At 32.1% G+C, this 22,178-nt stretch carries 36 protein-coding genes and 1 tRNA gene; 6 read left to right on the top strand and 31 right to left on the bottom strand.

Annotation, left to right across the window (positions count from 1 at the left end; all coding sequences use genetic code 11):
* Nucleotides 1–185: 185 nt before the first annotated feature.
* The 7 genes from J2R98_RS00845 to J2R98_RS00815 form a co-directional block, all read right to left on the bottom strand.
* Nucleotides 186–701, bottom strand: a complete 516-nt coding sequence (locus J2R98_RS00845; protein ID WP_307065160.1) for a GNAT family N-acetyltransferase — start codon at nucleotides 699–701, stop codon at nucleotides 186–188.
* A 69-nt stretch (nucleotides 702–770) separates the two neighbouring features.
* The gene (locus J2R98_RS00840; protein WP_307065158.1) at nucleotides 771–1,247 is read right to left on the bottom strand and encodes a GNAT family N-acetyltransferase; all 477 of its coding nucleotides are present in this window, start codon (nucleotides 1,245–1,247) and stop codon (nucleotides 771–773) included.
* Between the two features lie 95 nt (nucleotides 1,248–1,342).
* Nucleotides 1,343–1,738: a VOC family protein gene (locus J2R98_RS00835; RefSeq protein WP_307065156.1), complete on the bottom strand. Its 396-nt coding sequence runs from the start codon at nucleotides 1,736–1,738 to the stop codon at nucleotides 1,343–1,345.
* Between the two features lie 97 nt (nucleotides 1,739–1,835).
* Nucleotides 1,836–2,189 carry a hypothetical protein gene (locus tag J2R98_RS00830; RefSeq protein WP_307065154.1) on the bottom strand — a complete coding sequence of 118 codons (354 nt, stop codon included), beginning with the start codon at nucleotides 2,187–2,189 and terminating at the stop codon, nucleotides 1,836–1,838.
* Between the two features lie 71 nt (nucleotides 2,190–2,260).
* A complete protein-coding gene (locus J2R98_RS00825) occupies nucleotides 2,261–2,383 on the bottom strand; it encodes a hypothetical protein (RefSeq protein ID WP_307065152.1) in 123 nt (40 codons plus the stop codon).
* Between the two features lie 155 nt (nucleotides 2,384–2,538).
* Nucleotides 2,539–3,318 carry a divergent polysaccharide deacetylase family protein gene (locus tag J2R98_RS00820; protein ID WP_307065151.1) on the bottom strand — a complete coding sequence of 260 codons (780 nt, stop codon included), beginning with the start codon at nucleotides 3,316–3,318 and terminating at the stop codon, nucleotides 2,539–2,541.
* A gap of 127 nt (nucleotides 3,319–3,445) precedes the next feature.
* A complete protein-coding gene (locus tag J2R98_RS00815) occupies nucleotides 3,446–3,928 on the bottom strand; it encodes a hypothetical protein (RefSeq protein ID WP_307065149.1) in 483 nt (160 codons plus the stop codon).
* 302 nt (nucleotides 3,929–4,230) lie between these two features.
* On the opposite strand from J2R98_RS00815, the gene J2R98_RS00810 reads away from it, so the two are divergent.
* Nucleotides 4,231–4,575: a DUF6176 family protein gene (locus J2R98_RS00810; RefSeq protein ID WP_307065146.1), complete on the top strand. Its 345-nt coding sequence runs from the start codon at nucleotides 4,231–4,233 to the stop codon at nucleotides 4,573–4,575.
* 12 nt (nucleotides 4,576–4,587) lie between these two features.
* Nucleotides 4,588–4,773 carry a hypothetical protein gene (locus J2R98_RS00805; protein ID WP_307065144.1) on the top strand — a complete coding sequence of 62 codons (186 nt, stop codon included), beginning with the start codon at nucleotides 4,588–4,590 and terminating at the stop codon, nucleotides 4,771–4,773.
* A gap of 36 nt (nucleotides 4,774–4,809) precedes the next feature.
* Here J2R98_RS00805 and J2R98_RS00800 read toward each other — a convergent pair whose 3' ends face one another.
* A complete protein-coding gene (locus J2R98_RS00800) occupies nucleotides 4,810–5,001 on the bottom strand; it encodes a hypothetical protein (RefSeq protein WP_307065142.1) in 192 nt (63 codons plus the stop codon).
* Between the two features lie 100 nt (nucleotides 5,002–5,101).
* Here J2R98_RS00800 and J2R98_RS00795 point away from each other — a divergent pair.
* Nucleotides 5,102–5,174: transfer RNA gene (locus tag J2R98_RS00795), tRNA-Val, on the top strand.
* A gap of 132 nt (nucleotides 5,175–5,306) precedes the next feature.
* Here the strand turns inward: J2R98_RS00795 and J2R98_RS00790 are convergent.
* Nucleotides 5,307–6,233 (bottom strand): tyrosine-type recombinase/integrase, encoded by a 927-nt coding sequence (locus J2R98_RS00790; RefSeq protein WP_307065140.1) that lies wholly within the window; start codon nucleotides 6,231–6,233, stop codon nucleotides 5,307–5,309.
* A 224-nt stretch (nucleotides 6,234–6,457) separates the two neighbouring features.
* The gene (locus tag J2R98_RS00785) at nucleotides 6,458–6,712 is read right to left on the bottom strand and encodes a hypothetical protein (RefSeq protein WP_307065138.1); all 255 of its coding nucleotides are present in this window, start codon (nucleotides 6,710–6,712) and stop codon (nucleotides 6,458–6,460) included.
* Between the two features lie 453 nt (nucleotides 6,713–7,165).
* Between J2R98_RS00785 and J2R98_RS00780 the strand changes: the two genes are divergently transcribed.
* Complete coding sequence (locus tag J2R98_RS00780) at nucleotides 7,166–8,896, top strand: DNA-methyltransferase (protein ID WP_307065136.1); 1,731 nt, start codon at nucleotides 7,166–7,168, stop codon at nucleotides 8,894–8,896.
* Between the two features lie 82 nt (nucleotides 8,897–8,978).
* Here the strand turns inward: J2R98_RS00780 and J2R98_RS00775 are convergent, their stop codons facing one another.
* From J2R98_RS00775 to J2R98_RS00750, 6 genes are all read right to left on the bottom strand, one after another.
* A complete protein-coding gene (locus tag J2R98_RS00775; protein ID WP_307065134.1) occupies nucleotides 8,979–9,311 on the bottom strand; it encodes a hypothetical protein in 333 nt (110 codons plus the stop codon).
* A gap of 30 nt (nucleotides 9,312–9,341) precedes the next feature.
* A complete protein-coding gene (locus J2R98_RS00770; RefSeq protein ID WP_307065132.1) occupies nucleotides 9,342–10,334 on the bottom strand; it encodes a DpnII family type II restriction endonuclease in 993 nt (330 codons plus the stop codon).
* A 14-nt stretch (nucleotides 10,335–10,348) separates the two neighbouring features.
* A complete protein-coding gene (locus tag J2R98_RS00765) occupies nucleotides 10,349–10,996 on the bottom strand; it encodes a hypothetical protein (protein ID WP_307065130.1) in 648 nt (215 codons plus the stop codon).
* 22 nt (nucleotides 10,997–11,018) lie between these two features.
* Entirely contained in the window at nucleotides 11,019–12,971 is a 1,953-nt protein-coding gene (locus tag J2R98_RS00760; protein ID WP_307065128.1) for a hypothetical protein, read from the bottom strand.
* Nucleotides 12,968–13,480, bottom strand: coding sequence for a hypothetical protein (locus J2R98_RS00755; RefSeq protein WP_307065126.1), 513 nt, complete (start codon nucleotides 13,478–13,480; stop codon nucleotides 12,968–12,970). The genes J2R98_RS00760 and J2R98_RS00755 overlap by 4 nt, the downstream gene beginning before the upstream one ends.
* 312 nt (nucleotides 13,481–13,792) lie before the next feature.
* The gene (locus J2R98_RS00750; protein WP_307065124.1) at nucleotides 13,793–14,035 is read right to left on the bottom strand and encodes a putative type II toxin-antitoxin system PemK/MazF family toxin; all 243 of its coding nucleotides are present in this window, start codon (nucleotides 14,033–14,035) and stop codon (nucleotides 13,793–13,795) included.
* Nucleotides 14,036–14,145: 110 nt separating this feature from the next.
* Between J2R98_RS00750 and J2R98_RS00745 the strand changes: the two genes are divergently transcribed.
* On the top strand, nucleotides 14,146–14,346 hold the full coding sequence (locus tag J2R98_RS00745; protein WP_307065122.1) for a hypothetical protein: 201 nt from the start codon (nucleotides 14,146–14,148) through the stop codon (nucleotides 14,344–14,346).
* A 451-nt stretch (nucleotides 14,347–14,797) separates the two neighbouring features.
* Here the strand turns inward: J2R98_RS00745 and J2R98_RS00740 are convergent, their stop codons facing one another.
* From J2R98_RS00740 to J2R98_RS00690, 11 genes are all read right to left on the bottom strand, one after another.
* Nucleotides 14,798–15,109 carry a YdcF family protein gene (locus J2R98_RS00740; RefSeq protein WP_307065120.1) on the bottom strand — a complete coding sequence of 104 codons (312 nt, stop codon included), beginning with the start codon at nucleotides 15,107–15,109 and terminating at the stop codon, nucleotides 14,798–14,800.
* A gap of 40 nt (nucleotides 15,110–15,149) precedes the next feature.
* Nucleotides 15,150–15,827, bottom strand: a complete 678-nt coding sequence (locus J2R98_RS00735; protein WP_307065118.1) for an HAD family hydrolase — start codon at nucleotides 15,825–15,827, stop codon at nucleotides 15,150–15,152.
* Between the two features lie 43 nt (nucleotides 15,828–15,870).
* Complete coding sequence (locus tag J2R98_RS00730) at nucleotides 15,871–16,572, bottom strand: Type 1 glutamine amidotransferase-like domain-containing protein (protein WP_307065116.1); 702 nt, start codon at nucleotides 16,570–16,572, stop codon at nucleotides 15,871–15,873.
* 27 nt (nucleotides 16,573–16,599) lie between these two features.
* Nucleotides 16,600–16,995 (bottom strand): nucleoside 2-deoxyribosyltransferase, encoded by a 396-nt coding sequence (locus J2R98_RS00725; protein WP_307065114.1) that lies wholly within the window; start codon nucleotides 16,993–16,995, stop codon nucleotides 16,600–16,602.
* A gap of 157 nt (nucleotides 16,996–17,152) precedes the next feature.
* Nucleotides 17,153–17,353, bottom strand: a complete 201-nt coding sequence (locus J2R98_RS00720) for a hypothetical protein (RefSeq protein WP_307065112.1) — start codon at nucleotides 17,351–17,353, stop codon at nucleotides 17,153–17,155.
* 125 nt (nucleotides 17,354–17,478) lie between these two features.
* Entirely contained in the window at nucleotides 17,479–17,880 is a 402-nt protein-coding gene (locus tag J2R98_RS00715) for a cytidine deaminase (protein ID WP_307065110.1), read from the bottom strand.
* A gap of 44 nt (nucleotides 17,881–17,924) precedes the next feature.
* Nucleotides 17,925–18,707 carry a class I SAM-dependent methyltransferase gene (locus J2R98_RS00710; RefSeq protein ID WP_307065108.1) on the bottom strand — a complete coding sequence of 261 codons (783 nt, stop codon included), beginning with the start codon at nucleotides 18,705–18,707 and terminating at the stop codon, nucleotides 17,925–17,927.
* A gap of 73 nt (nucleotides 18,708–18,780) precedes the next feature.
* Complete coding sequence (locus tag J2R98_RS00705) at nucleotides 18,781–19,203, bottom strand: NUDIX hydrolase (protein WP_307065106.1); 423 nt, start codon at nucleotides 19,201–19,203, stop codon at nucleotides 18,781–18,783.
* Nucleotides 19,204–19,280: 77 nt separating this feature from the next.
* On the bottom strand, nucleotides 19,281–19,409 hold the full coding sequence (locus tag J2R98_RS00700; RefSeq protein WP_307065104.1) for a hypothetical protein: 129 nt from the start codon (nucleotides 19,407–19,409) through the stop codon (nucleotides 19,281–19,283).
* Between the two features lie 48 nt (nucleotides 19,410–19,457).
* Nucleotides 19,458–19,691, bottom strand: a complete 234-nt coding sequence (locus tag J2R98_RS00695; RefSeq protein ID WP_307065102.1) for a hypothetical protein — start codon at nucleotides 19,689–19,691, stop codon at nucleotides 19,458–19,460.
* Nucleotides 19,663–20,055, bottom strand: coding sequence for a GNAT family N-acetyltransferase (locus tag J2R98_RS00690; protein WP_307065100.1), 393 nt, complete (start codon nucleotides 20,053–20,055; stop codon nucleotides 19,663–19,665). Before J2R98_RS00690 ends, J2R98_RS00695 begins: the two co-directional genes overlap by 29 nt.
* 142 nt (nucleotides 20,056–20,197) lie before the next feature.
* On the opposite strand from J2R98_RS00690, the gene J2R98_RS00685 reads away from it, so the two are divergent.
* The gene (locus tag J2R98_RS00685; RefSeq protein ID WP_307065098.1) at nucleotides 20,198–20,362 is read left to right on the top strand and encodes a hypothetical protein; all 165 of its coding nucleotides are present in this window, start codon (nucleotides 20,198–20,200) and stop codon (nucleotides 20,360–20,362) included.
* 40 nt (nucleotides 20,363–20,402) lie between these two features.
* Here the strand turns inward: J2R98_RS00685 and J2R98_RS00680 are convergent, their stop codons facing one another.
* From J2R98_RS00680 to J2R98_RS00665, 4 genes are all read right to left on the bottom strand, one after another.
* On the bottom strand, nucleotides 20,403–20,837 hold the full coding sequence (locus J2R98_RS00680) for a VOC family protein (protein WP_307065096.1): 435 nt from the start codon (nucleotides 20,835–20,837) through the stop codon (nucleotides 20,403–20,405).
* 23 nt (nucleotides 20,838–20,860) lie between these two features.
* Nucleotides 20,861–21,127, bottom strand: a complete 267-nt coding sequence (locus J2R98_RS00675; RefSeq protein ID WP_307065095.1) for a DUF3953 domain-containing protein — start codon at nucleotides 21,125–21,127, stop codon at nucleotides 20,861–20,863.
* A gap of 18 nt (nucleotides 21,128–21,145) precedes the next feature.
* Complete coding sequence (locus J2R98_RS00670; protein WP_307065093.1) at nucleotides 21,146–21,496, bottom strand: DUF4181 domain-containing protein; 351 nt, start codon at nucleotides 21,494–21,496, stop codon at nucleotides 21,146–21,148.
* A gap of 111 nt (nucleotides 21,497–21,607) precedes the next feature.
* Nucleotides 21,608–22,150 (bottom strand): hypothetical protein, encoded by a 543-nt coding sequence (locus tag J2R98_RS00665; protein WP_307065091.1) that lies wholly within the window; start codon nucleotides 22,148–22,150, stop codon nucleotides 21,608–21,610.
* Nucleotides 22,151–22,178: the final 28 nt, after the last annotated feature.

The following is a 22,178-nucleotide window of genomic DNA, read 5'->3' as shown; positions in this document are numbered from 1 at the left end:
TTCATCTCCCAAATGATTCATTATACTCTAAGTATCCCCAGTTAAAGAAAATCATACTATACTTCATCATTTGGAAGTGGTTGGGTAAACAGGTAGGTTAAAATAATTCTTATAAATGTAGAAGTTTAATTTAACAGGCTATGAGTCTTGATGAGGTTAGTCGCAATTCCAACTATGCATCCCTACTAAACACAACACTCCATCAACCAATTATTGCCTTCCTCTATTAATCTCACTTTTGAAAATCCACATTTCTCATAACACTTAATCGCTCTGATATTCGATACTTCAGGGTCCAAAATAACAATATTCGCACCCTTATTTCCAAAGAAATAATCAATAAATTGTCGAACCATTTTAGTTCCGATCCCTTTGTTGAAAAGGTTTTGTACACCTATAAATTGATCAATGCCATATACTTGATCATGACTAGAATAGCCGAACTCGACTTTCTTCTCTTCACTTAAACTATACTTCTGTATATAACCAATAGGTGTCTCACCTAACTCGACTATATAAGGGGTTACTGGAACTTCTCCGGCGATTCGCGGTTCGTATTTTTCTTTAACTTTTTCCAAATCAAACGGAGAATTCACATCTCCATAGAACTCCAGAACCGCTTCTGTGCTTAACCACTTCGCCATGATTTCATAATCATCTTCGTTCATTTTTCTAATTAACACATCTGAGTTAGTATTCATATTATTGACCCACTCTCTTAGCGTTCATTTCTTTTGAGCTACCTCAGAGATACCCACATATGTCTTAGATTAACTTTTACATTCTTTCTTATAAAGAACTAGATTGGCATACTCATTAATTCTCTTAGTCGATCCAGTTTTTGAGTAACCCATCTTTTCGTACAAATAACAATTCCGTTCTTCTTCCATAATGGTCGCCAACTGCCAAGACTTGGCTTGAGGGAACATTTCCTCTATTAAATTAATCGATTTCTGAGCTATTCCTTTTCCTTGATAAACAGGAAGGATAAACATTGGGCTGATCCAAAACTGCTCATTCTCTTTCCAATATACACAAATCGCACCTACCACTTTGTCATCAGCTGATATCAAATAAAAACCACCATTCGGATTATGTATTCTCTCTTTTACCCGATGAATAGTTTCATACCCTGGATTTGTTTCATAATCCTTATACTGCTCCAACAAAGGCCTAAATGACTTAACTTGAATGTCGTAAATTAAATTCGCATCTTGTTCTGTTGCTTTTTTCAGCCTAACTTCCATTACTTTCACCTACATATCATTTGAATAAGGATTGAACCTTTAAAGAGACTTCCTTCGGCTTTACGTTAAGGGACGATAACCTCTCAATATAAACCCTATTCCGGCGCTACAAGTTCTACTTTTATTCGATCTAGGTCTTCAAAGTAAACCGCATAATAATTCTCTCCACCAGCAAAAGGGTGTTGGTCTGTGTAGAGGATCTTTACACCTCTTGCTTTTAATTTATTCGTCATTTCATCTACATGCTGACGCGATGATGCGTGAAAAGCTAAATGGTTAAGACCTACCCGACACCTATGATATGGAGGGTCTAAAAACCGGTCTTCTGTTTGGACAAAAACGATATATGTATCACCTAACTTCCAGCTACAACCGCTTTCCCATTCTTGATAAGACGTATACCCTAACTCTTCGAGAAACCAGTTCCAAAAGTTAGAAGACTCTTCAAAGTTTGAAACATATATTTCTATATGATGTATTAAGCCTTTCATTTGCAGCCTCCTACCTTTTCATCCGACTTTCCTACTCAAACCCAACCTCAACAAAGAAAAAAAGCTAAAGCTATTAACAAACTCAGATTGTAATAAATTATTTTATACCCAATGAGAGTACGCCTACAAGAATGAAAAGAACACCCATAAGAAAATGAAACCAACTCCTCTTTACATCGTTTAAATATTTTTTTGCAGAATAAGAGTTAAACAAAGAGTTTCCACTAAAAAGAAAAAGGACACTAGCCAGTTGAAGATAATTTTGATTCGGCCATAGGATATCTACACTAATTAATGTGAGGAGGATTAACGGAATAAAAGCTATACCAACAACTTTCTGCGGTTTCTCACCTTCTGTTCCTATATACTCGTAATCTGAATATCCAAAATAAAAAAAGCCAACAACCCCTAATAATACGACTAACCCTAAAAGAATGTATATCAATAACAAACTGCATACCTCCATTCAATTGTAGGCATTTAAACCAACCTTCTGTATATGAGGTTGATTTTGTCTGTTCTTCAACCAAATATGTAAGTTAGAATCTCTCCAGATGTCGGTAGACCAAACATAGTTAAAATTGGGTTGACCATAAATAAACCAATTAATAATCCTATTGTGAATAAGCCTACTTGCTTAGACATACTCTATCACTCCCCTTAGAGAAATTAGAAATAATTTCAGAATATACAAAAAAATAACCAACTACACTTTACCATAAGTATCAACGTTTGGAAACATTTCACTATACTAAAAAAGTTCGTTCTGAATGCTAATTGCACTCAAAACGAACTACTAATTACATCCCATGATGAATCCACCGAAACTCTGGCACGAGTTCTGATACCGTTACGAACTCAACGTCATCATCCACTTCCTCAATCCATTGCCTTAACGCTGTTGCGGTTTCTTTTCCAGGCCTTCCAACGTGACCGATGGCAACACATTCTTCGTTTTCTTCCAGTCGCTGTTTAATCGCATGACATTGTGAGCGAATATGTCCAACATTCGCCACATCATCTAAGAAAATATGGTTCTCCACAATTGGAACGCCTAGCTCTTCAGCGACATCCGGTGCCACACTAAAATAATTTGACTTACTATCAACATACATGAGCCCACGATCTTGTAGTACACTCAACACTTGCTGCATAACTCGCTCATCTTCTGTTGCCACCGAACCCATATGATTGTTAATCCCAACCGCATGCGGCACATCATCGATTGCTTCATGAACACGGTCTTGAATCTCATCATTACTCATGTGCGTCGTAATCGCACCTTCACCTAACTGCCTTGACGTTCCAGGCCGACCTTCCATCGACAAATGAACAATTACTTCATGGCCATTTTCATAAGCCATAATCGCTTCCTCTTGGGTATGAGGTCCAAACGGCATAACAGCCACCGTTAACGGAATATCTAAACTTAAGATCTCCTCAGTCCCCTCTAACCCGTGACCAAAGTCATCAATAATAATCGCTACCTTTTTCGTCCCTTCAGTTTCATCACCGGCTACTTCAATCACCCATATGTAAAAAGCCATCAGCATCACACATAAGACAACAACACGCTTCACAACGTCACGTCCCTCACTTCATTGTTGTCTTATTATTTACTTTCTTAAATAAGCTTATACCGTAACAAGAGACTTACCTGATCTCAAATTAAATTAAGTCAGGAATGACACCTATACAAACTAGCTATTAATAAAAAAGGTGTGAAAGAACCATAGCCGAAATAAACATAATAACAGGAATCATTAAACTGAAACGCAACTTCTTCAAATCATAGAGCCCTTTCTTTTTTAACACCAAATCAGTTATGAAGTATAAAAATGCTGCTAGTAATCCCACCCAAGTAAAGTAAAAACCAAATATAAGGTGCAAGATCCCTGAGAACACAACAAATATTTTGTTTGATGTTAACTTTGAAATCAGACGAGCTATGTAATCACTTATTAATGAAGTAATCGTTCCATAAATTAAAAAGACTGGAAGCGAATAAATTAAAAAGAATTGTATACTTACAAAGTAAGAATCTAAATTAACTAGAAAATCATTTAATGAACTATAGCTATCACTATAAGGGCCAAAAAAGCCTAAAAACAAAGCATATATAGAACAAGCTATAGACGCAGACATTAATTTTCTAATGATTAAATAATCAATATCCTTTTGTAAAGCCAAGCCTTAACCTCCTAAAATTTTGAAACATGATTGTTCCACTTAAAAATGTAACTAATTTTACACGTCATTAATAAATATAATGAGTAATAAGAACCTTAATTCATATACCAAGATTGCGATTTGACATTGCCATATCAACCAATGACCAAACCATCCCTCCCTAATATACAAGAAGAGAAACGAGCCGCCAACTACATTCTAAATATTTTCAATAGAATTTTCCAAAAGTACAAAATATTATTAATATAGCATCATTTTCTGTTAAAATAGATTTAGTTTACTGGATAAAGGTGGCAATTGTTATGATCATCGAACTAACACGTTTTCGGGTAAAAGAGGGAAAAGAACATCGCGTCGATGAATGGCTAGACTTTTTAAATGAGCACATGGAAGATGTGTTACTTACATTAGCAGATGAGAAGATGTATGTGGAAAATATTTTTCGCGAAACAGTCGATGGTGTCGACTATTTGTACTGGTATTCTATTGAAGGTGAAAGCGGTCAAAATGTTGAGGACTCAGAGCATTGGGTTGATCATAAACATTTGAAGTATTGGAAAGAGTGTATTGACGAATCGTATGAACCTGTTGATCTTGACTTAGAAGTGACCATGATTCCAAAGCACATTCGTGAGAACTTATCATAAGGGAGTGTTAGCATGGATACAAAACAACTCGATATGTTATTCATCATCGCCATATCCATTAGCGTCCCGTTATGTATTTTAATTCCGATATTAGATATTATCTTTAGCCTGCCGCCAGTCGTGTTATATACGCTACTACCATTTGGCATCATTCTTGCATTAATTGCGATTGTTGCCTCTGTCTTACGAATACGCTAATAAAAAACGTACCGAGCTTAACTCGATACGTTTTATTTATTGCTTCTTCAATTCTTTAAACATAAGTAATGCACGCTTTCCATAAATATACGCAAGCGCACCAAGCATAATAACGAAAACCGCCGCAAAAGCGATTAATAAGTAACTTAAATATTGAGGAACACTCACCGCTACAGCTGCTACGATTAATGCACCGAGTAGTAAGTACGTGACCATACGTGGTAGCATATAATTTGTACCTCCAACTTCTCAAAAAGTATTGACATTCTTATTATAAGCTATTATATTAATAGTTGTCGATAATTTAAATATGACACTTTCATAACACGACTCCGTAGCTCAGCTGGGAGAGCGCCACCTTGACAGGGTGGAGGTCGGTGGTTCGAGCCCACTCGGAGTCATAGGGTGCCAAACCCCACTAGACCTCCCTCGCCCACTGGGCCCGGGAGGTCTATTCAATATTATAAAAATTATAAAGCCTTTGATTCTTTCTTTTAATATTTCTACTTTTGTCGGCTTTTTGTCGGCATAAATTATACTTTCAATAATTCTTCAAACTTTTCCGATGCTTCTTGTTGCATATTAGGCAGTAAATGCAAGTATGTGTCCAATGTAATTTTAATGCTCGAATGTCCGAGACGCTCAGAAATTATTTTTATATTAACATCTGCTTCTAATAATAAGCTAGCGTGTGTGTGTCTAAAATCGTGAAATCTAATTCTAGGTAAGTTTGTTTTCTTGATATGGCTATACAACAATCTTAACAAATTCCTTGGATGGCAGGCGTTTCCATACTCAGTACAAATCACCAAATCATTATTATTATACTCTTTATTATATTTAATTTTCTCCAGTTCAATTATTTCTTTATGTTTTATTAATTCATTCAGAATATAATCACTTAATGAAACACTTCTCATACTAGTTTTATTTTTTGCACCGTATTTCAATTTACCTTTATGAGTTAATTTTTGTTGAATTTTTAGATACTTCTTTACAAAGTTTATATCTTGCCACCTTAGACCTAATATTTCTCCTTGTCGCATACCTGTAAAAATTGCTAATTTATATGCAATTGTATATCTTGAAGCATTCTCAATACTATCTAAAAAAATTCTCACTTGTTGTTTATCCCAAACTTTAACTTCTCTAGTTCTATTTTCCTTTGGCTTCTCAATCAGATCAGCAGAATTCAAAGTTAATATTTGCATCTTCACAGCATATTGCAAGCTCGCCCTTACAATAGTATAAATTCGCTTAACTGTTGAAGACGCTAACTTTTTTCTTTCTAATGAATATACAAACTCTTGAACAATTATTGGACTTATTTTTCTAATGTTTAGAGTTCCTAATTTGGGACCTATATGATTCTTATAATATGATAGATAGTTTTCTTTAGTTTCTTCTGCAATCGTATTCATTTGTTTTTTTATAATAAAAGTATGCTCGTTCTTCACCATAATCTACAACTGCTACATCAAACACGCATTCAACTAACAATAATTCAACAGCAGTTTTATATGGGTTTTTTATTATTTTTGATAAATTTTGGTCTTTAAGGCTGAATGATATACCCACTTAAACTCTCATCTAAATTATTAATTAATCCATCCTCTATAAAATAATCTTTTCTTGTTATATTCGATCGTTTATTTTTCCAAAGAAATTGCTTTTTGTTCATTATTTATTCACCTCCATTATTAATGTGATTAAGCTTATAATTTTTGTAAAACTTGTACTCTTTATTAACTACTTGAAATTCATTTATTATTGCTACATAAGGATATTTATCCTTTAGAGAAATACCACCCCAAAAATCGGCAGTAATTGTTTCTATAAGTTCAAGTTTTCCGTTTTCAATAGTCTCATAAACTAAATATATTTTTTTCGGATTTCCCTTTGGTGTGTAGCCCGCATTTAATAAAATTGCATAATACATTTTATCATCCTTTCGATTTTTTGTTTTTTATGGCGGCAGAATGCTATTCGCTTATAAGATCGTTTAGTCTCATAACCGTACCACTAATATTTTAGTGCGCTCATTACAGTGATAAGGTGTTGTAAGCACCAAGATATTTCGCTTTTTATGGCATAAAAAAATCCAAGTATTTCTAATGTTTAAACCAAGATATATGTTATTGGTTAAAAGGACATACATATCCCTCTTAACCACAATACATACACCAAAGTTAAACAAACTAGAATTACTTGGATGTAATCTTTAATATTAAATTTTAACTAAATTAATAATATACAATATTTTCATAATTGTCAATTGTTTATTAGTAGAACGTACGTTCTTTTTGTGTTATAATAGTTTTAAACCATTTATTTAGTTATAAATTAAAAATCTGCTATAATTACATATCGAGAACAATAAGAGGTGATAAACGTGAGCGACTATAAAAATATAGAAATTAAACATTTAGATGATTTAGATAAGTTTAATGAATCAAAGTTCAATCAAATTGTGATTAGTACTCCCTTTGAAACACAAGATATTTATGATTCAAAGAAATATAATGAGCTTTCAGATGATTTTTTGAAATTCACCACTGAATTGCCACATAAATTATTTGATATGGTAGATGATAACGGATTCGTATTTATTTATGGCATCCCCCAAGAATTAATTTACTATGCTTATAATATGAATGACTACTTTAACTTTAAGTATTGGATTGCACTTGATATAAACCACGAAAATGTTGATAACAAACTACCTCATTCACATATGGGTGTGTTGATGTATCATAAACCTGGTCGAAAAAGCAAATTATTATTAAACACAAAGGAAACTAGAATTCCTTACGTTGGATGTTCCTATTGCGGTAAAAACGTAAAAGATTGGGGCGGAAAAAAACATCAGATGAATAAAAAAGGCACTGCAATTTCTGATGTTTGGAAAGATTTTTATGCTGTCAATAACGTTGCGCCAGACCCACAAGTTAAAGATATAGAATTAAATTTTATAAACATTAAAGACAGATTAATAAAAATAAATAATAATGTTATTCCTGATCCAGTACTAAAACGCATAAGAAATCTAACAGAGCAAAGCGACACATCAATGTTAAATATACGTTTTGATTATGAGTTGAATAAAAAAGTAACAAACATTAATATTCAATCCACGAAGGAAAATATTAAAAAAATTAAAAGTGAAGATAAAAACAAAGTTCTATTAAGAGATAGTATTGAATATATGAGAGAATTACTAAAAAAATACCCTGATGGTTGTTTCGATTTAGTCTTTGCAGACCCTCCATACAATTTGGAGAAAAATTATGAGGATTACGATGATAGCCAAATGGATCAAGAATATATTGATTGGTGTGATGAATGGTTAAGCTTATGTGCAAAGCTTTTAAAACCAACTGGAAGTTTATTTGTACTAAATATACCAAAGTGGTCAATTCATCACGCTAGAAATCTATCTAAAGAGCTTTACTTACAAAATTGGATTGTGTGGGACGCCCTTTCAACACCAATGGGGAAAATTATGCCAGCGCATTATTCACTTCTATATTATACAAAGAGTAAAAATGGTAATAAGTACAACTCACCCGGGGAAGTAGATAGCCCTGAATATTGTTTAAGAAAAAGTTGTATTAAAAAGCGTAAAAACGAGAACATTGACAATAAGCTATTGATATCAGATATATGGACAGACATACACAGAATAAAGCATAAAAAAGATAGAGACACTCATCCTTGTCAATTACCTATTAAATTAATGGAAAGAATTATTGAAATGGCAACTGATGAAGAAGACCTAGTATTCGACCCATTTTGTGGTGCAGGGACAACTGCAATCGTTGCAAAAAAATTAAATAGAAATTACCTAACAACAGATATATCTGAAGAGTATGTAGAAATTGCAGAAAGAGGTCTTAATCAGGTTGAGGAATTTGGTGAGCTGGTAAGAGACTCAGTTAAAAGACCTAAACGAGATATAACTAAGAAAGAAGTTGAATTGAGGGCACAAGAATTAGCACAGAAACTAGACAGAAAACCTACACTTGAAGAATTTCTCAAATTTACTAGCTATTCAGAAGAATTACTTAATGAATTATATGGAAACCCTCAATATCCTTTGAAGGCTTCTATTATTAAAGTTTAGTTATAATAAAATTTAACCCTCATTAAAAAAGCATCAAATTGCTATACTGCAATTTGATGCTTTTTTACTATTAAAGTAATCTTTAATTATCTCTAAAAAACTTATTTATTAGGGAATATATATTCTTCTTGATTTTTTTACCATTTTTATATAAATAGACATATCTTGTACTTGCGTTTTTAATATGAGTTATATCAAAATATTTATCTTGTCTATAAACGCTAACATATCCACTTTCACTTACTTCATAGTGCTCGTCGTATCCTTTAATTTGTCTCCAATTATCTCCATATTTTTTCACACTACATTTTTTACAATAATATCTTTTTTGCACTCTACCTTTTGTCATATAGTTAATACTATACATACAAATATCATCTACTGATTTTTCATTTTTGCAAATAATGCATTGCATTTTGTTTTCTCACTTATTTATAAATAATATTTAATCCATATAATGTTTGACTATATTAATGAGGTTATCTAAATTATCATAATTCACAACATAATCAGCATTATCCATCAGTCTATTTATTTGAACCTTTCCTCTTTGTTTCCAACCTGCACCATCAACAAAATTAATAAAAATCAGATTTTCATCATTTTCATCATTATATTTTTTTACCGCATTGTTAATTGCAGTATAACTATCGCCTTTTCTTGTTTGTGAAGAGCCAGTACTTAATTGGTAGCTTGATTCAATTAATATTTTGGGATTTTGTTTGTCAGGAATTATTAAATCAACTTTTGGATTTCTATCTTGATCGTGTTGTGTTGGATTATAGTAATCAATTAGGAAATCAATTATTCCAGATTCATATGTATAGCCCATATTAATAATTAATTCTCCAATGATTTGTTGTTCAGTATGATACCCTTTTTTTCCACTTAACCTTCCTTTATAAGCCATTCTTATAGCATTATTAAGTAGTTCGCTATTATCTAACAAATCAACTAAACCATTTATCTTTTTTAAGTTGAAGCATTCTAGTAATATCTGATCGCCATCAACTAATTCTTTTAGCTCTGCGTCTTCATAGCCATTCATAAGTAAATCCGCAAACGCAGTATTAATATCTTCATTATTGGCTACCTTTGATTCTGAAAAATTAACATCTAAAGTTGAATGATTAAATATAATATTTTTACATTGTTCTCCTGATAGTCCTATTAAATTTACAAGTACTTTAAACCCATAATATTCGGTCTTTAGTTTCTTTTTAAAAAAATTGGGATACTCTTTTGATTTAAGTCTTAATGACAGAAATGCTTTTAGACTTTCTAGAAGTGTTTCACGCTCTTCAAAATTATCTATTTTTTTTAAAATTTCTTCCCTAAATTTAATAAATTCAAAATATAACTCATCCATTGGAAGACAATCTCTTAAAGATTCGTGAATTTCATCTGCACTTTTTTGTATTGTTTCTTCTTGTTCCATTCAGTTCCTCCTAATTAATTATCAAAATATTTTTCTTTAATAATCCTTCTATCTTCTTCACTTACATCTGGAAAATGTTTTTCTACTAGCCTCCTTGCTCTATAGGATTCGCTTTTTCTCAGCCCCTCTTGGAATTCCATCAAGCTATCACAATATGTATAAGCATTATCAAAATCTTCCCAAGACTTAGGTCTTAAATTACCATCTTTTTCTCTATACCTTAAGAAACCAGCTGAGTTTAATCCTATAAATCTATAAACCTTATCAAAAAATACATCTTCTATATTCACGTAAGTATTCACAGTAGAGTATTTAACAAAAATATAATAAATATTATCACCATACTCTTTTAACTTACTACTCCAACTATTAATAGTGCCCATATCATTTTCAGGCTTTCGATTATATACTGCAGCTTTAAACTCAATTGCTATTTCTCTACATAAAGTAAAATCAGGAAAATGATTTTTGTTAGGAGCTTCATAAAAATCGCTTTCGCTAAAATTAAATTTACTCATAAAGTAGAACCTTAATCCTTCTGATAGTATTGGTTCAATCTCTTTACCAAATGTAGTATAATCATACTCATTTTCTTTCACACATTGATTAGAGTACCTCAATAGTTCTTCCTCTATTTCATTTTTGTATAGCATTAAATCCATATAAAAACCTCCTTATAAATTATTAAGCATTTTTAAATTTTATATATAAAGAATTATCCACAGATTCTGAGAAGAAATATAAGTCTATATGAGATTCTAAAATTCTATTATTGAGTTTCAGAAAATCCTTCGCTTCTTTCAGGGATAATTCTTTAGAATGGTTGTTGAGAATAGGAATTCTATACCCCTCTTTAATTCTATATTCCTTTAGTTGATCGTGTAATTCTTTAGTGTTAAGTTTTCTATAATTAATTGTAAAATTATTTAAATGATAGGTATAATCATTTTTATTAAATAGAAATAATCCTGGAATAGAAGCTTTACTTATAAAAGTAAATTGTCGCATTTGCTTATTGAACTTTTCAAAACGTCGTTTATTAAAATGAAGGTTTCTCCAATTTATTCCACTACTAAAAAGATGAGTAAATTCTTTTGTATGCCCATTAATGATAACTTCCAGATCTTTAACAAATTCTTCGGGATAATAAAACATAACTTCTCTTATTACTTCCTCAACTTGAAGCCCTTCGTTTATTAGGTCATTTAAAATAGATAGTTGTAATTTTGTCCTACTTCGTTTGATTAAAAAGTCATTTGATTTTCCCAAAGAAAATTCATTATTTAGCGTAGAAACAGGAATTAAATGTCTTTCAACAATTGAATATTTATTTTTATTTTGAAATTGCTGTTGATCATACTTGTCCAAAACACTCAAAAAAGTACTGTCATCGATTAGATTTTCCTTATCTACCTCAAGATACTTGAGATTTTCTAATTTCTTATCCCATTCTGTTAATTCTTGTAATTTTCCTTCATAATATTTGTCTAAAAGTTCTTCGTATATTATTCTCAAATCACTTATTTTATCATAATCTTTTATTCCAAAATGCATTATAAAATTTTCATACTTATCTTCAATTTTACTAAATTCTTTAGCATTAAATTTAAATAATAAACTTTGAAGCTCACCTGTATTATCTATTTCATCAATAAAGCTGGAATCTATAGAAGCTGCATAAAATATAGTGAATTCTTCCAGGACCTCCTCCATCATCATCCATTTTGCCTCACCGTTAGAGGGCATAAATTCCCATCCTATCAGTTCTGGCTTCACTAACTTGTACAAGCTCCAAAAACTATCTAGCCCCCTAAGCAGCAGTAAGTCATTCTTTTTCCCTAGAACTTTTGTAAATAAAGCTCTAAAATGTTCCATATCTACTAAAGTTTCTTTCTCAGAAAGATAATAAGAATAGACAGCTATAAATAATATTATTTTGCTACTCTTATTCAACTCACCGAACTCATTTGAAAATTTTCCATTCCATATTTGATTAAGTACATAACTATCTTTTTCATCTATAGCAGCTTTTAATAGTCTTAACACCAGCCTTTCAAAAAGTGTTATTTGCTGTTCATAAGCCTTTTTATCAAATAAATATAAATTATCAAATATAACACCTATTAAATTATCCGTTACCTCTTTCTTTGTTAATTCTGACAGATTACTATTCTGTTGAATATTTGTATATATATGCGGCAACAAATGACTTACTTGCTTATTATATTCATAATCATTTATTTCGCTTCCAAGAATATAGATATTTACTAATAATCTTGAAAAGTTAATTTTCTTTACTGAATTTTCTTCATCAATGTATTTAAGCGATTTTGCAAATCGGTAAAATGCTGAATTGAAATTGAATATAAATTTATGAGTTATAGCATCCAAATAAAAAGTTGAAACTAAATCAATAAATTCTTCATAAAAATTATGATCTGCTAATTTATCGAGAATTATATCTATACTATTTATAAGATGCTTGAGACTCTTAGAATCATTTGGTTGCTTTGATTCTTCAAGCATACGTTTATGTATTTTCTTTAAAAGACTTAAATTCTCTTCAAGCAGATTAAGTTTGTTATCTCTTATACACTCAATAGTATGGACTTGCAAATTTGTAATTAATTCTTTCATTTATTTTCTTCCTTTTGAATGTATTCTACACACCTTTGTAATATAAAGTTTTCGATATTTCTTAGCCCTTTCTCATCCATTCTTACTAATGTTAAAATCTTAAATAAGATATCAATAACACAGCAGATACTAATAAAAAATATAAATAAAGTACCAAATAAATAATTAAAAGCTACAAAGAAGTAATTTAAAAAGACCAGAGATATTAGTAGAATTATAACTTCATACCTATTAAAAATTGGTCTAATTTTAACAAAATAGAACTCCAACACATTTATACCATACCTTTTTTCTCTATTACTACCTACAATAAGCGCTAATAACGCTATACCAAAAGTAACTACAGTTGCTTGAATTGTCCATATCGTTTTAATTAATTCATCTTTTTCTTTATAAGATATTGTTAAAAAAGATGCCTTTTCAAAGAAGAATGTGCCTCCGTAGCCTACGGACATTATTACTAATATAATAATAGACCATTTTACTATTTGCATTAATTTGCTAAACATAAAGACCCTACTTTTCCTGTAATTATAATGTAATTTATACCAATTATTATAACTTATTAAGGTCTAATACTCTACAGTACATTCAAAATATTAAGTTTTTTAGATTATAAATTGACACGTAATTCTCTGGATTATTTAACTCGTATATATAATCTTTTGTTTTATCATATGTATAAAAAGATTTAGTCTCAAAAGGAATTTCATCTGGGGAAACTTCAACTAACCAAAATTTTCGCTCCAACTTCCTCACCTCACAATTATTTCATATATTCAAAATTATTATATAAAAAACCCACCACAATGGTGAGTTTTCTAACTATTTAGTTCTGATATCAACTTTTGAAAAACTTGCACTTTTAAATTTCCATCAATACGATCAATTTTTCTAAGTACTCTTTTTTTATCAATAATCCGCACATTCAATCTGTTATTTACAAAATTAAAAACTATAGTTGTAGTACTGTGTTTATTGCCAATATCATTCTGTATTACTAGCACTTCTTCAAAACCTTTATTAGTTTTTATTAACAATATATCTCCTTGTTTTAAAAGCACCATATCATCTCCAATTATACAAGATGATAAATTATATTATTGAATATTAAAAATTCAAAAATAGCTTTATCCTGGAAAATAATGTATAATTATATAAGGAGGAGATATTAATGCTTAATCTTTTAGATTCAAATTTATTAATTTTATTATCTATATTTTCAGCATCACTATGCTTTTTAAGTATTAAACTAAATTATTTTCTAATTATAAGAATTATTAATAATAACCCTCGTCTAGCAAGAGAAAAAGGTTATTACAATGATAGATATATTAAACAATTGATTAAAGAGGGGAAAATAGATATAAAATAACTTCAAAGAAAGAGCTATTTTATATCTATTTAAACTTAACCTTTCCAATCAAATTTTACATTTTTCAATTCATCACTTAATGACATATTACTTTGCTTATCATAATGGTTTTTATGTTGATTCATTTTATCCTTCAAAGTTCTAAGTATATAATCACCACGATGACTATCTAAAGCTTTGTAATACTCATCTTTATAAATTGTATAGGGATGTTCAAATGAATCAACACATAATTTTTCTATTCTGTTTATTTCATTTTTTTGCCAAGCATCTAATAATTGCTGTTGTTTTTTATAGTTTATATTGTTTTTTAATTCAGACTCTTCTAATCCATAAGCTTTTATATCAAGTAGTGTTATTTCTTCATTTAACTTTATATTGAAAACAGCATAAATTGCTTCTAAATCTAAAACTGTATCTTCTTTATATGTTTTATGTATCGACTTCTCTATTAAAATAAGTCCTCAACTAGAATATCCTTCTCAGGGACACCTTGCTCAATAGCTTTTTCCTTTAATTTGTGTGACTCTGGCAAACTTGAATCTTCCCAAGTCACACCTCCTGAGAATAGAATTTTCCCTGCTCTACCTTCTTGATACAACTGAACAGCTATAGGTAAACGGTACTGCACAGCTTTACTACTCCCTGGAACAAATATTAAATCACCATTCTCAATATCATCTTCTACGTTTTCAAATAAGAGCTCTGTCATTTGTAAATCAGTAAGTTGGTCAGGTTCTATCTGGGATATTTTAATTAACATAGTTCACCTCGAGGTTTAATTGTAGTTAACTTTACTTTGGTTATTGAATATAACTTAACAAACGATCAAAAGAATCGACCTCAGCATAAGGTTTAATTTCAGTATTATTTTCGACCTTATGAGGATTTAACCATACACCGTTTATACCTGCATTTTGACAACCACTAATATCCTTTTCTATGTGATCTCCAACAAATAATGTATCTTCCGGTTGCACATTCAGCTTATTTAATGCTAATTCAAATATGCGTTTGTCAGGTTTACTGAACCCCACTCCTTCAGAAATAATGATTGTTTCAAACCACTGATTTAAATTAGTGTTATTTATTTTTGCTTTCTGTCTCTGAGTTGATCCGTTTGTTATTATGCCAACTTTAACTTGCTTCTTTATATTATTTATCGTATCGATCGTGTTTTGGTTTATAGAAAAACAACGAGGGAAATGATAATCCCAAAAAACTTGTATATCATTGTTGTTTTGTAAAGGAAATTTACGAGGGAATTCATCGAAAAAAGGTTTTAGAACCTGTTCTTTATCGCCATTGCCATAACCTTTTAGATCATGCTCTTTAAACCTCTGCAGCATTTTGTTCTCAACTAATGGAGGAACATTCTCATAACACTCTTCATAGATAATTGAAAACATTTGATCAACTGCCTGATCTCTATTAAGTAATGTATCATCTAAATCAAATAAAATTGCTTTATAACTTTTCATTTAACTCCCCCTTAAACCATAAACTTCTAATGTTGAATCCGGCTTAAAAGCTATTTCCCAAAAAGTTAGTCTCTATTTCAACTTCTTTTACTGTCTTATCAAAATATACTTTATAAGCCTTGGAATTTGGCCTTGAACTTACGACTTTACTTACTTCTTGATCAATATAATGAAGAGCGACACCATCATCAGTAGCAAAACCTGATTTAACTTTACCCTTAGCTACAAGTTCGTGATAAGCAGGTCTTCTATTTTCTTCGCCATCATAATGAGGGCAATTACTTCCTTTTAAGAATCCTAAACACTTCAGTGGTTCAAGTTCATGCCCAAATGAATCAGAAACCCCTTCTTCAAACCAACAAATTGATCCTGCACTGATACCTGCTAATACTATACCTTGTTCCCATGCCTTTTTTAAAATCGCATCTAATCCCCATTCTTTCCATAAAATGAGCAAGTTCTTGGTGTTACCACCACCAACATAAATGATGTCTTGCTCTAATAGAAAGCTTTCCAAGTCTCTTGTAGGTGGTTTAAATAGTGATAGATGTGAAGGTTTACAATTTTGTTTTTCAAAGAAGTTATAAAACCTTGATATGTAGTTTTCTGAATCTCCACTAGCCGTAGGAATGAAACAGATCTTAGGGGTTATTTTATTTGATTGATTTAGTACATATAAATCTAACAACGGATTTTCTGGCTCCATAGAGAAACCACCGCCTCCAAGAGCAATCACTTGCTTCATCAGCTTACTTCCCTTCTCTTCTATCTCTTATACCGTTTGTCTATTTGTTACAGTCTCTATTAAATCTTCAATAGATCCTATACATTTCTCTACTTCAGATAAATGATAAAACGTACTCGTTGTTTCAAGTTCATTTACTTCATCATTCGATGAGTATAGATAAATTCTCTTTCCTTGTCCAAGTGCTATACCAAACTCTATGTGACTACCTTTTCCTCCTGGTAATAAAACAATCATGAAATCTGCTTCCATTACAGCATTTTTTTCTTCTTGCCCTATAACTTTCAGATCATGAATTGTTGAAGCTCTTTCATTTTGTGTCCAATCATATGTTGGAATAAAACCATTGTTTTTCAACTCATTACTAACCCTACGTACTGTATCTTTATTTTTAAAACTAGATGCTACGTAAAATTTTTTCATTTTTATTCCCCTTTGATAAGTTAAGCTACTTGTTGCTATCCCTTTCTCATTACTAGATTTTCTACAAGATTTTAGTTCTTTGTTTTTTTATGAGCATTGGGTTAAATGGACCAAAACCACCGTCATCTTCCTTCTTCAACATTAGACTCCCGGATGTCTAGTAACTCAACACTTCCCAAAAACCGTCTGCACCATAAAGGAAAAGAACTAGTCCAACAACAAAGAGAATAAATGTCGATATAAAAGTATTAAATGTTTTTGTAGATTCATTTCGGTAATCTTTAATTGCTGAATACATCACAGTTATACCAACTGACATCATGATTAAGATAATTGTGAAAGGAATCATAAAGTTCATAAAGGCCAACTCCTTTCCCTCCTTAACACTCATAAAGTCTAAAACAACTTATCTACTGCCTGGTCTATTCAGAATCAAATAAATAATTGCTTTATAGAAGATTTAGCCACAGTTAATTAAATGAATTACTCTTTATAAGCTTTATACCAATGATAAGGTTGGATTTCTTTTAATGTTTTATAAAGCAACTTTCCATCTGGATTAGTTACAGCCGCTTTAACATTTTCTCCCCAGTAAAATAGCCTTTCTTGACATACTCCACAAGGGGTCAAAACTATAAAATTAGCATTCTCATCTTCTCTTGCAACACAAATTGTATGCGTGACCTTAGTATTTAGTTTATGCGCTTCAAGAATTGATCCAGTTTCAATACATAATTCAGTTGAAGCGTTGATCACGTCTGGTGATACACTTGTTAAGATTTGATCATCTTCGGTATACATGGCTGCGGCCCCACCCCAACCAGAAGGGTATCTTTTTTCTATCAAGTCGATTGCTGTTTGATAAAGCTTTTGTTCGATGTTCATTTTCTTGCTCCTCTCCCCACCAATTGTTGACCACCTAGTTCAACTTAAAATAGATTTAGCTTTAGAGCCCTTGTAGCCATAAATGTTTTTATATGCTTATCTAAAATTCTCGTTCCGCCAAAATCATCCTCATAAAAACCTGTAATAACAAATCCTGCATCAATTTGACCTTGAATTTGGTACTCGAGGGTGTGAGCGTGTTCAACTGTTTGACCTGAATTAATATAATCTTGAACTTTATCCCCTGGTAAATAATCCAATGTTGATGAAGGAATTGAGTGTTTAACATCAAGAATACCTTTTCTTTCTTGATCATCATCAAAAATCCACAATAAAGGGTTAGTAAATCCAGCAATTATAATGCCTTGATTTTTCACCACTCTTGAAATCTCATCCCACACAGGCTGAACATCTTTAACAAACAAATTAGAAACAGGATTGACGACAATATCAAAATACTCATCATCAAAGTCACTAAGGTCTGACATATCACCTTGAACCGTTTTTAAAGTTAAGTCATCTCGTTTAGCTACCTTCTCATCTTGTTCCAATTGCTTTTTAGATATATCAGTAACTGTTACATCTGCTCCTGCCGCTGCTAGAACTGGTGCTTGTTGACCTCCACCTGATGCTAAGCAAAGGATCCTCAATCCATTTAAGGAATTAGGAAACCAATCTCTAGGAACTGGCTTTTCAGTTGTGACAGTGATTTGCCATTCACCAGATTTGCTTTTTTCAATAACTTCACTACTTACAGCTTGAGTGTACCTAGATCCTTCTTCAACTTTTTGATCCCATGCATGACTATTTTGTTGTGTTGTATCCATTGTGTTCCCCCTAATTAAAAGTAAATTAAATGTATCCATATTAAATCTCCTAACCTCTCAAAAATTTCTTAATCTATTTCTCTAATTTTATATCCGCAAGTTTTACGTTCTCTTTTAAATAATCTGGAGCATCAGAATGAGTTAAGATCTCAGAAGTTGTCATCCACATAACGTCATCAACTTCATCACTGCTCTTAGCATAAGCCTCTCCTGACTTGTGCTCACACAGGAAAACAAGGTCGATAACATTTAAACCTGTTTCAGTGACGAACGAGGAGCTGTTTACATACTTAGAAACCTCTACTTCAATGCCAACCTCTTCTAGTATTTCTTTATGTAAGGTTCTTTCTAAAATATCTCTGGAGTTCCCCTCAACCTCACACTTTCCACCAACAAGCGAAAGCAATCCACCAGCGTGTTCTTCTTTGTCACTTCTTCGTATTAATAGCCATTTTCCATCACTGTATATTGCACCTTCTACATTTACTATGAACATAAAATCACTCCTAAATATCATCTGTCCTTAGTAGATCTATTTAGTAACCTTTTGTATAATTTCACCCATTAGATATGCTATTTATAGTCAGACATTGCTTTTTGTGCTTTAGCGTAATCATCTTTGTGCACTAGTAAACGGACAGTCGTATCTACACTCATTTCGCCATGTGCTGTAGGACCAAGTTTTGAAGTAATGTTCTTCAAACGACATCGCACCCCTCTTGACTTTAAGAATGAATACCTTGATGTAACTTAACGAGGTTTATGACCGATTGATTCATATAATGTTTGCCATACTAAGTTTTCTCTTATTTTCAAACCAAAATATATAACTAAAATAACAAAAATTAGTATACCCCAACCCATATCCTCCACTCTTACTAATCTATCTAACTTGACTGCTTTCATGGCTACTTGATAAAGTTCCTCTCCTGCTTTCCACTTTGAACTTGATCGATCAAGTTCTCCGCCATACAGACCCTGCACTAGGCGTAAATCCACATTTATTATAAAAATCGGTTTTATTTTCTCCATGTGTAACAGATACAATTTCTAGTCCAAGACGTTCTGACTCGCCTAACAACTCTCTTACTAATTTCTTTCCGAGCCCCTGACCTTGATATTTAGGGTGAACGATTATATCTTCCATATAACCATGTTCTAAACCCATTCCACATACATAACCAAAAGCTATCAATTTATGAGATTCGTTTCTTACCCCAGCCCAAAAGTTACACCGTTCGAACAATATTGGATAGTCATGATCGCGTCTATCCCAACCAATAAATTCTCTTAGTTCGGGAACTTCTTTGTTTGAAATTGGTTGATTTATAATAACTTTAAAATTCAAATGATCGCGCTCCCAAATATAATAAAGTTAGTAAATTGAATATTCCTAAAATTAATGTTAACATAAAATTCCAATCAACACTAAGTTCATTCTTACTTCCAAAGTGACTTTTCCTATAATTGTTAATAAGGAGTTGATCAGTTTGAGTGATGAGTTGTTTCAATGGATTAACGGTAAAAAAACAGATGCCCATTTGCATGATATAAGTGAAGAAGATGATAATGATTTTGCGGAAAGGATCTACAAAATGTATAGACAAGACCGTGACACTTACGTACCGCATCATAAAAGAAATCAAGATAAATAAAGGCACGCTAGCCAATAGCGTGCCTTCCTCTTTACATTCATTATTTTTTCTTCTGCTCTTCCCATAGCTGTAAGCGCTCTTCATGGCTCACTTCTTTATGAACTTGATGCAGCATCCATACATAACCGAAAGGATCCATAAATATAGCGTTAGAGACACCGTAATCAGGAAGCTCAGTGACTGGTTGGATTTCTGTGCATCCCAATTCCATTGCTTTTGTGTAGGTTTCGTTAATGTCTGGGACCGTGACGTTTACCCAACTCGTTTTAGGGTCGTCCGGCGTTGGTGCAATCAGATGGAAATCAGGATTTTCATCCAACAAGTGAAATTGAACCTCGTACAACTTGAAGACGGCCTCATTTTCACCACGAGGAAGGTTTGAAACTTCAACACGTTTTACATCAAATACTCTTTCGTACAACTCTAATGCTTTCAAGCTATCTTTCACAACTAAATCAATTTCTACACCAACCATAAGTCACACTCCATTTAGAAATTTTAGCTTATCACAAGACTTGATGTTAGCCACAACACATAAATCGAGACGCCTGCTGTAAACAGTGAAGTGACAACAAGTAAAATAGAGAATGGTATTCGTTTCTTATCAAACTGCTCAAACCCTAAAGTAGCTAGTAAAAAACTTAACGATAACAGTAATAAAGTTAAAACAATCCCAACAGATGGGTTAAACAAAAACGGTACAGCAAGAGCTAAAGTTAAGACAGCAAAAATTATTTTAATTGGTTTAAAATCGAATGTATCCATAGATCTACTCCTAACATCTTAAATAAAAACAGCAAAAATAAAAGCCACACTACAACCAACAGCACTTACTAATTCAGGAAGGTGTGCTTTTTCTTCTATTCCATGTTTGTACTCCATATAAGCACGAACACCGGATTCTGTTGCAAAATAACCTATAACGACAGCAGTCGCAAATGTGTGAAGGGGTGTGAGAATAAATATGATCAAAGTAACAACAAACATAATGACCAAACCAATCTCTAACCTTTTATGAAATTGATTAACTGTTCGATAAATCTCCACTGGAATATCATATTTAATATGCACATAAAACCTTGATATGAGCGTTACAAATAAAATAAAAGCAACTATAACCATGATCTCAATCATGATATTCCCCTCCCACTCGGTCACCATTCACTATTATTTTAACACATTTCTCTAAACACCCATTCAAAAACATTAAAAAAGCACCCCCTTTTAAGCGTGCTTTGAACTGAACTATTCCTCTATATAAATCTCAATCTCATCCTCATACTTCTCAACTAATTCGGTCGTTACACCATAGATGGATTGATCGATTTCATTTGAGTCTGGATCATCAATTTTCTCTAAAAAGTAACGGTCTTGATATACCGTGCGCTCTGCACTTGCTCGCGAGAAAGCTTCGTGATATTCTTCAGGCTCCATATCAAATCGCTCAGCCTGTTCTTCAACGAAAGCTCTCATTCTCTCTGCCGCTTCAGGATCAAGATCATCAAAAGGATAAGAAGGATCAGCTTCAACGTAGCTTTCAACATCGTCTGATAAATCGATTCCCATCTCATTTTTAACCTCTTCAATAATCAATTCATCTACAATATACATTTCAACCGAATTGCGCAAGTTTTCATCTTGAACATTAAACACAAAACGTACGTCACCAACCGTAATCTCTTCCCCTTTTACGACAGCAGCCGTATCGTCGTGACTATATCCAGAATCTGAACATGCCACAACCAGACTGATACTCATTAACATAATTAAAAATATTGCTTTACGCATCTTGCCACCTCTTTTGAAGCTATTAAAT

Source organism: Alkalibacillus filiformis, from assembly GCF_030814115.1.
Lineage (GTDB): Bacteria > Bacillota > Bacilli > Bacillales > Alkalibacillaceae > Alkalibacillus > Alkalibacillus filiformis.
This window is presented reverse-complemented; position numbering and strand designations above follow the sequence as displayed.

Bases quoted from the DNA above. Each gene is read 5' to 3' on its own strand.
- J2R98_RS00810 (WP_307065146.1), top strand. From the start codon at position 4,231: ATGATCATCGAACTAACACGTTTTCGGGTAAAAGAGGGAAAAGAACAT.
- J2R98_RS00670 (WP_307065093.1), bottom strand. From the start codon at position 21,496: ATGATTGAGATCATGGTTATAGTTGCTTTTATTTTATTTGTAACGCTC.
- J2R98_RS00775 (WP_307065134.1), bottom strand. From the start codon at position 9,311: ATGCAATGCATTATTTGCAAAAATGAAAAATCAGTAGATGATATTTGT.
- J2R98_RS00760 (WP_307065128.1), bottom strand. From the start codon at position 12,971: ATGAAAGAATTAATTACAAATTTGCAAGTCCATACTATTGAGTGTATA.
- J2R98_RS00805 (WP_307065144.1), top strand. From the start codon at position 4,588: ATGGATACAAAACAACTCGATATGTTATTCATCATCGCCATATCCATT.
- J2R98_RS00785 (WP_307065138.1), bottom strand. From the start codon at position 6,712: ATGTATTATGCAATTTTATTAAATGCGGGCTACACACCAAAGGGAAAT.
- J2R98_RS00665 (WP_307065091.1), bottom strand. From the start codon at position 22,150: ATGCGTAAAGCAATATTTTTAATTATGTTAATGAGTATCAGTCTGGTT.
- J2R98_RS00745 (WP_307065122.1), top strand. From the start codon at position 14,146: ATGCTTAATCTTTTAGATTCAAATTTATTAATTTTATTATCTATATTT.
- J2R98_RS00730 (WP_307065116.1), bottom strand. From the start codon at position 16,572: ATGAAGCAAGTGATTGCTCTTGGAGGCGGTGGTTTCTCTATGGAGCCA.
- J2R98_RS00770 (WP_307065132.1), bottom strand. From the start codon at position 10,334: ATGGAACAAGAAGAAACAATACAAAAAAGTGCAGATGAAATTCACGAA.
- J2R98_RS00680 (WP_307065096.1), bottom strand. From the start codon at position 20,837: ATGGTTGGTGTAGAAATTGATTTAGTTGTGAAAGATAGCTTGAAAGCA.
- J2R98_RS00705 (WP_307065106.1), bottom strand. From the start codon at position 19,203: ATGTTCATAGTAAATGTAGAAGGTGCAATATACAGTGATGGAAAATGG.
- J2R98_RS00720 (WP_307065112.1), bottom strand. From the start codon at position 17,353: ATGAACTTTATGATTCCTTTCACAATTATCTTAATCATGATGTCAGTT.
- J2R98_RS00740 (WP_307065120.1), bottom strand. From the start codon at position 15,109: ATGTTAATTAAAATATCCCAGATAGAACCTGACCAACTTACTGATTTA.
- J2R98_RS00825 (WP_307065152.1), bottom strand. From the start codon at position 2,383: ATGTCTAAGCAAGTAGGCTTATTCACAATAGGATTATTAATTGGTTTA.
- J2R98_RS00675 (WP_307065095.1), bottom strand. From the start codon at position 21,127: ATGGATACATTCGATTTTAAACCAATTAAAATAATTTTTGCTGTCTTA.
- J2R98_RS00845 (WP_307065160.1), bottom strand. From the start codon at position 701: ATGAATACTAACTCAGATGTGTTAATTAGAAAAATGAACGAAGATGAT.
- J2R98_RS00755 (WP_307065126.1), bottom strand. From the start codon at position 13,480: ATGTTTAGCAAATTAATGCAAATAGTAAAATGGTCTATTATTATATTA.
- J2R98_RS00710 (WP_307065108.1), bottom strand. From the start codon at position 18,707: ATGGATACAACACAACAAAATAGTCATGCATGGGATCAAAAAGTTGAA.
- J2R98_RS00735 (WP_307065118.1), bottom strand. From the start codon at position 15,827: ATGAAAAGTTATAAAGCAATTTTATTTGATTTAGATGATACATTACTT.
- J2R98_RS00765 (WP_307065130.1), bottom strand. From the start codon at position 10,996: ATGGATTTAATGCTATACAAAAATGAAATAGAGGAAGAACTATTGAGG.
- J2R98_RS00840 (WP_307065158.1), bottom strand. From the start codon at position 1,247: ATGGAAGTTAGGCTGAAAAAAGCAACAGAACAAGATGCGAATTTAATT.
- J2R98_RS00790 (WP_307065140.1), bottom strand. From the start codon at position 6,233: ATGGTGAAGAACGAGCATACTTTTATTATAAAAAAACAAATGAATACG.
- J2R98_RS00835 (WP_307065156.1), bottom strand. From the start codon at position 1,738: ATGAAAGGCTTAATACATCATATAGAAATATATGTTTCAAACTTTGAA.
- J2R98_RS00725 (WP_307065114.1), bottom strand. From the start codon at position 16,995: ATGAAAAAATTTTACGTAGCATCTAGTTTTAAAAATAAAGATACAGTA.
- J2R98_RS00800 (WP_307065142.1), bottom strand. From the start codon at position 5,001: ATGCTACCACGTATGGTCACGTACTTACTACTCGGTGCATTAATCGTA.
- J2R98_RS00715 (WP_307065110.1), bottom strand. From the start codon at position 17,880: ATGAACATCGAACAAAAGCTTTATCAAACAGCAATCGACTTGATAGAA.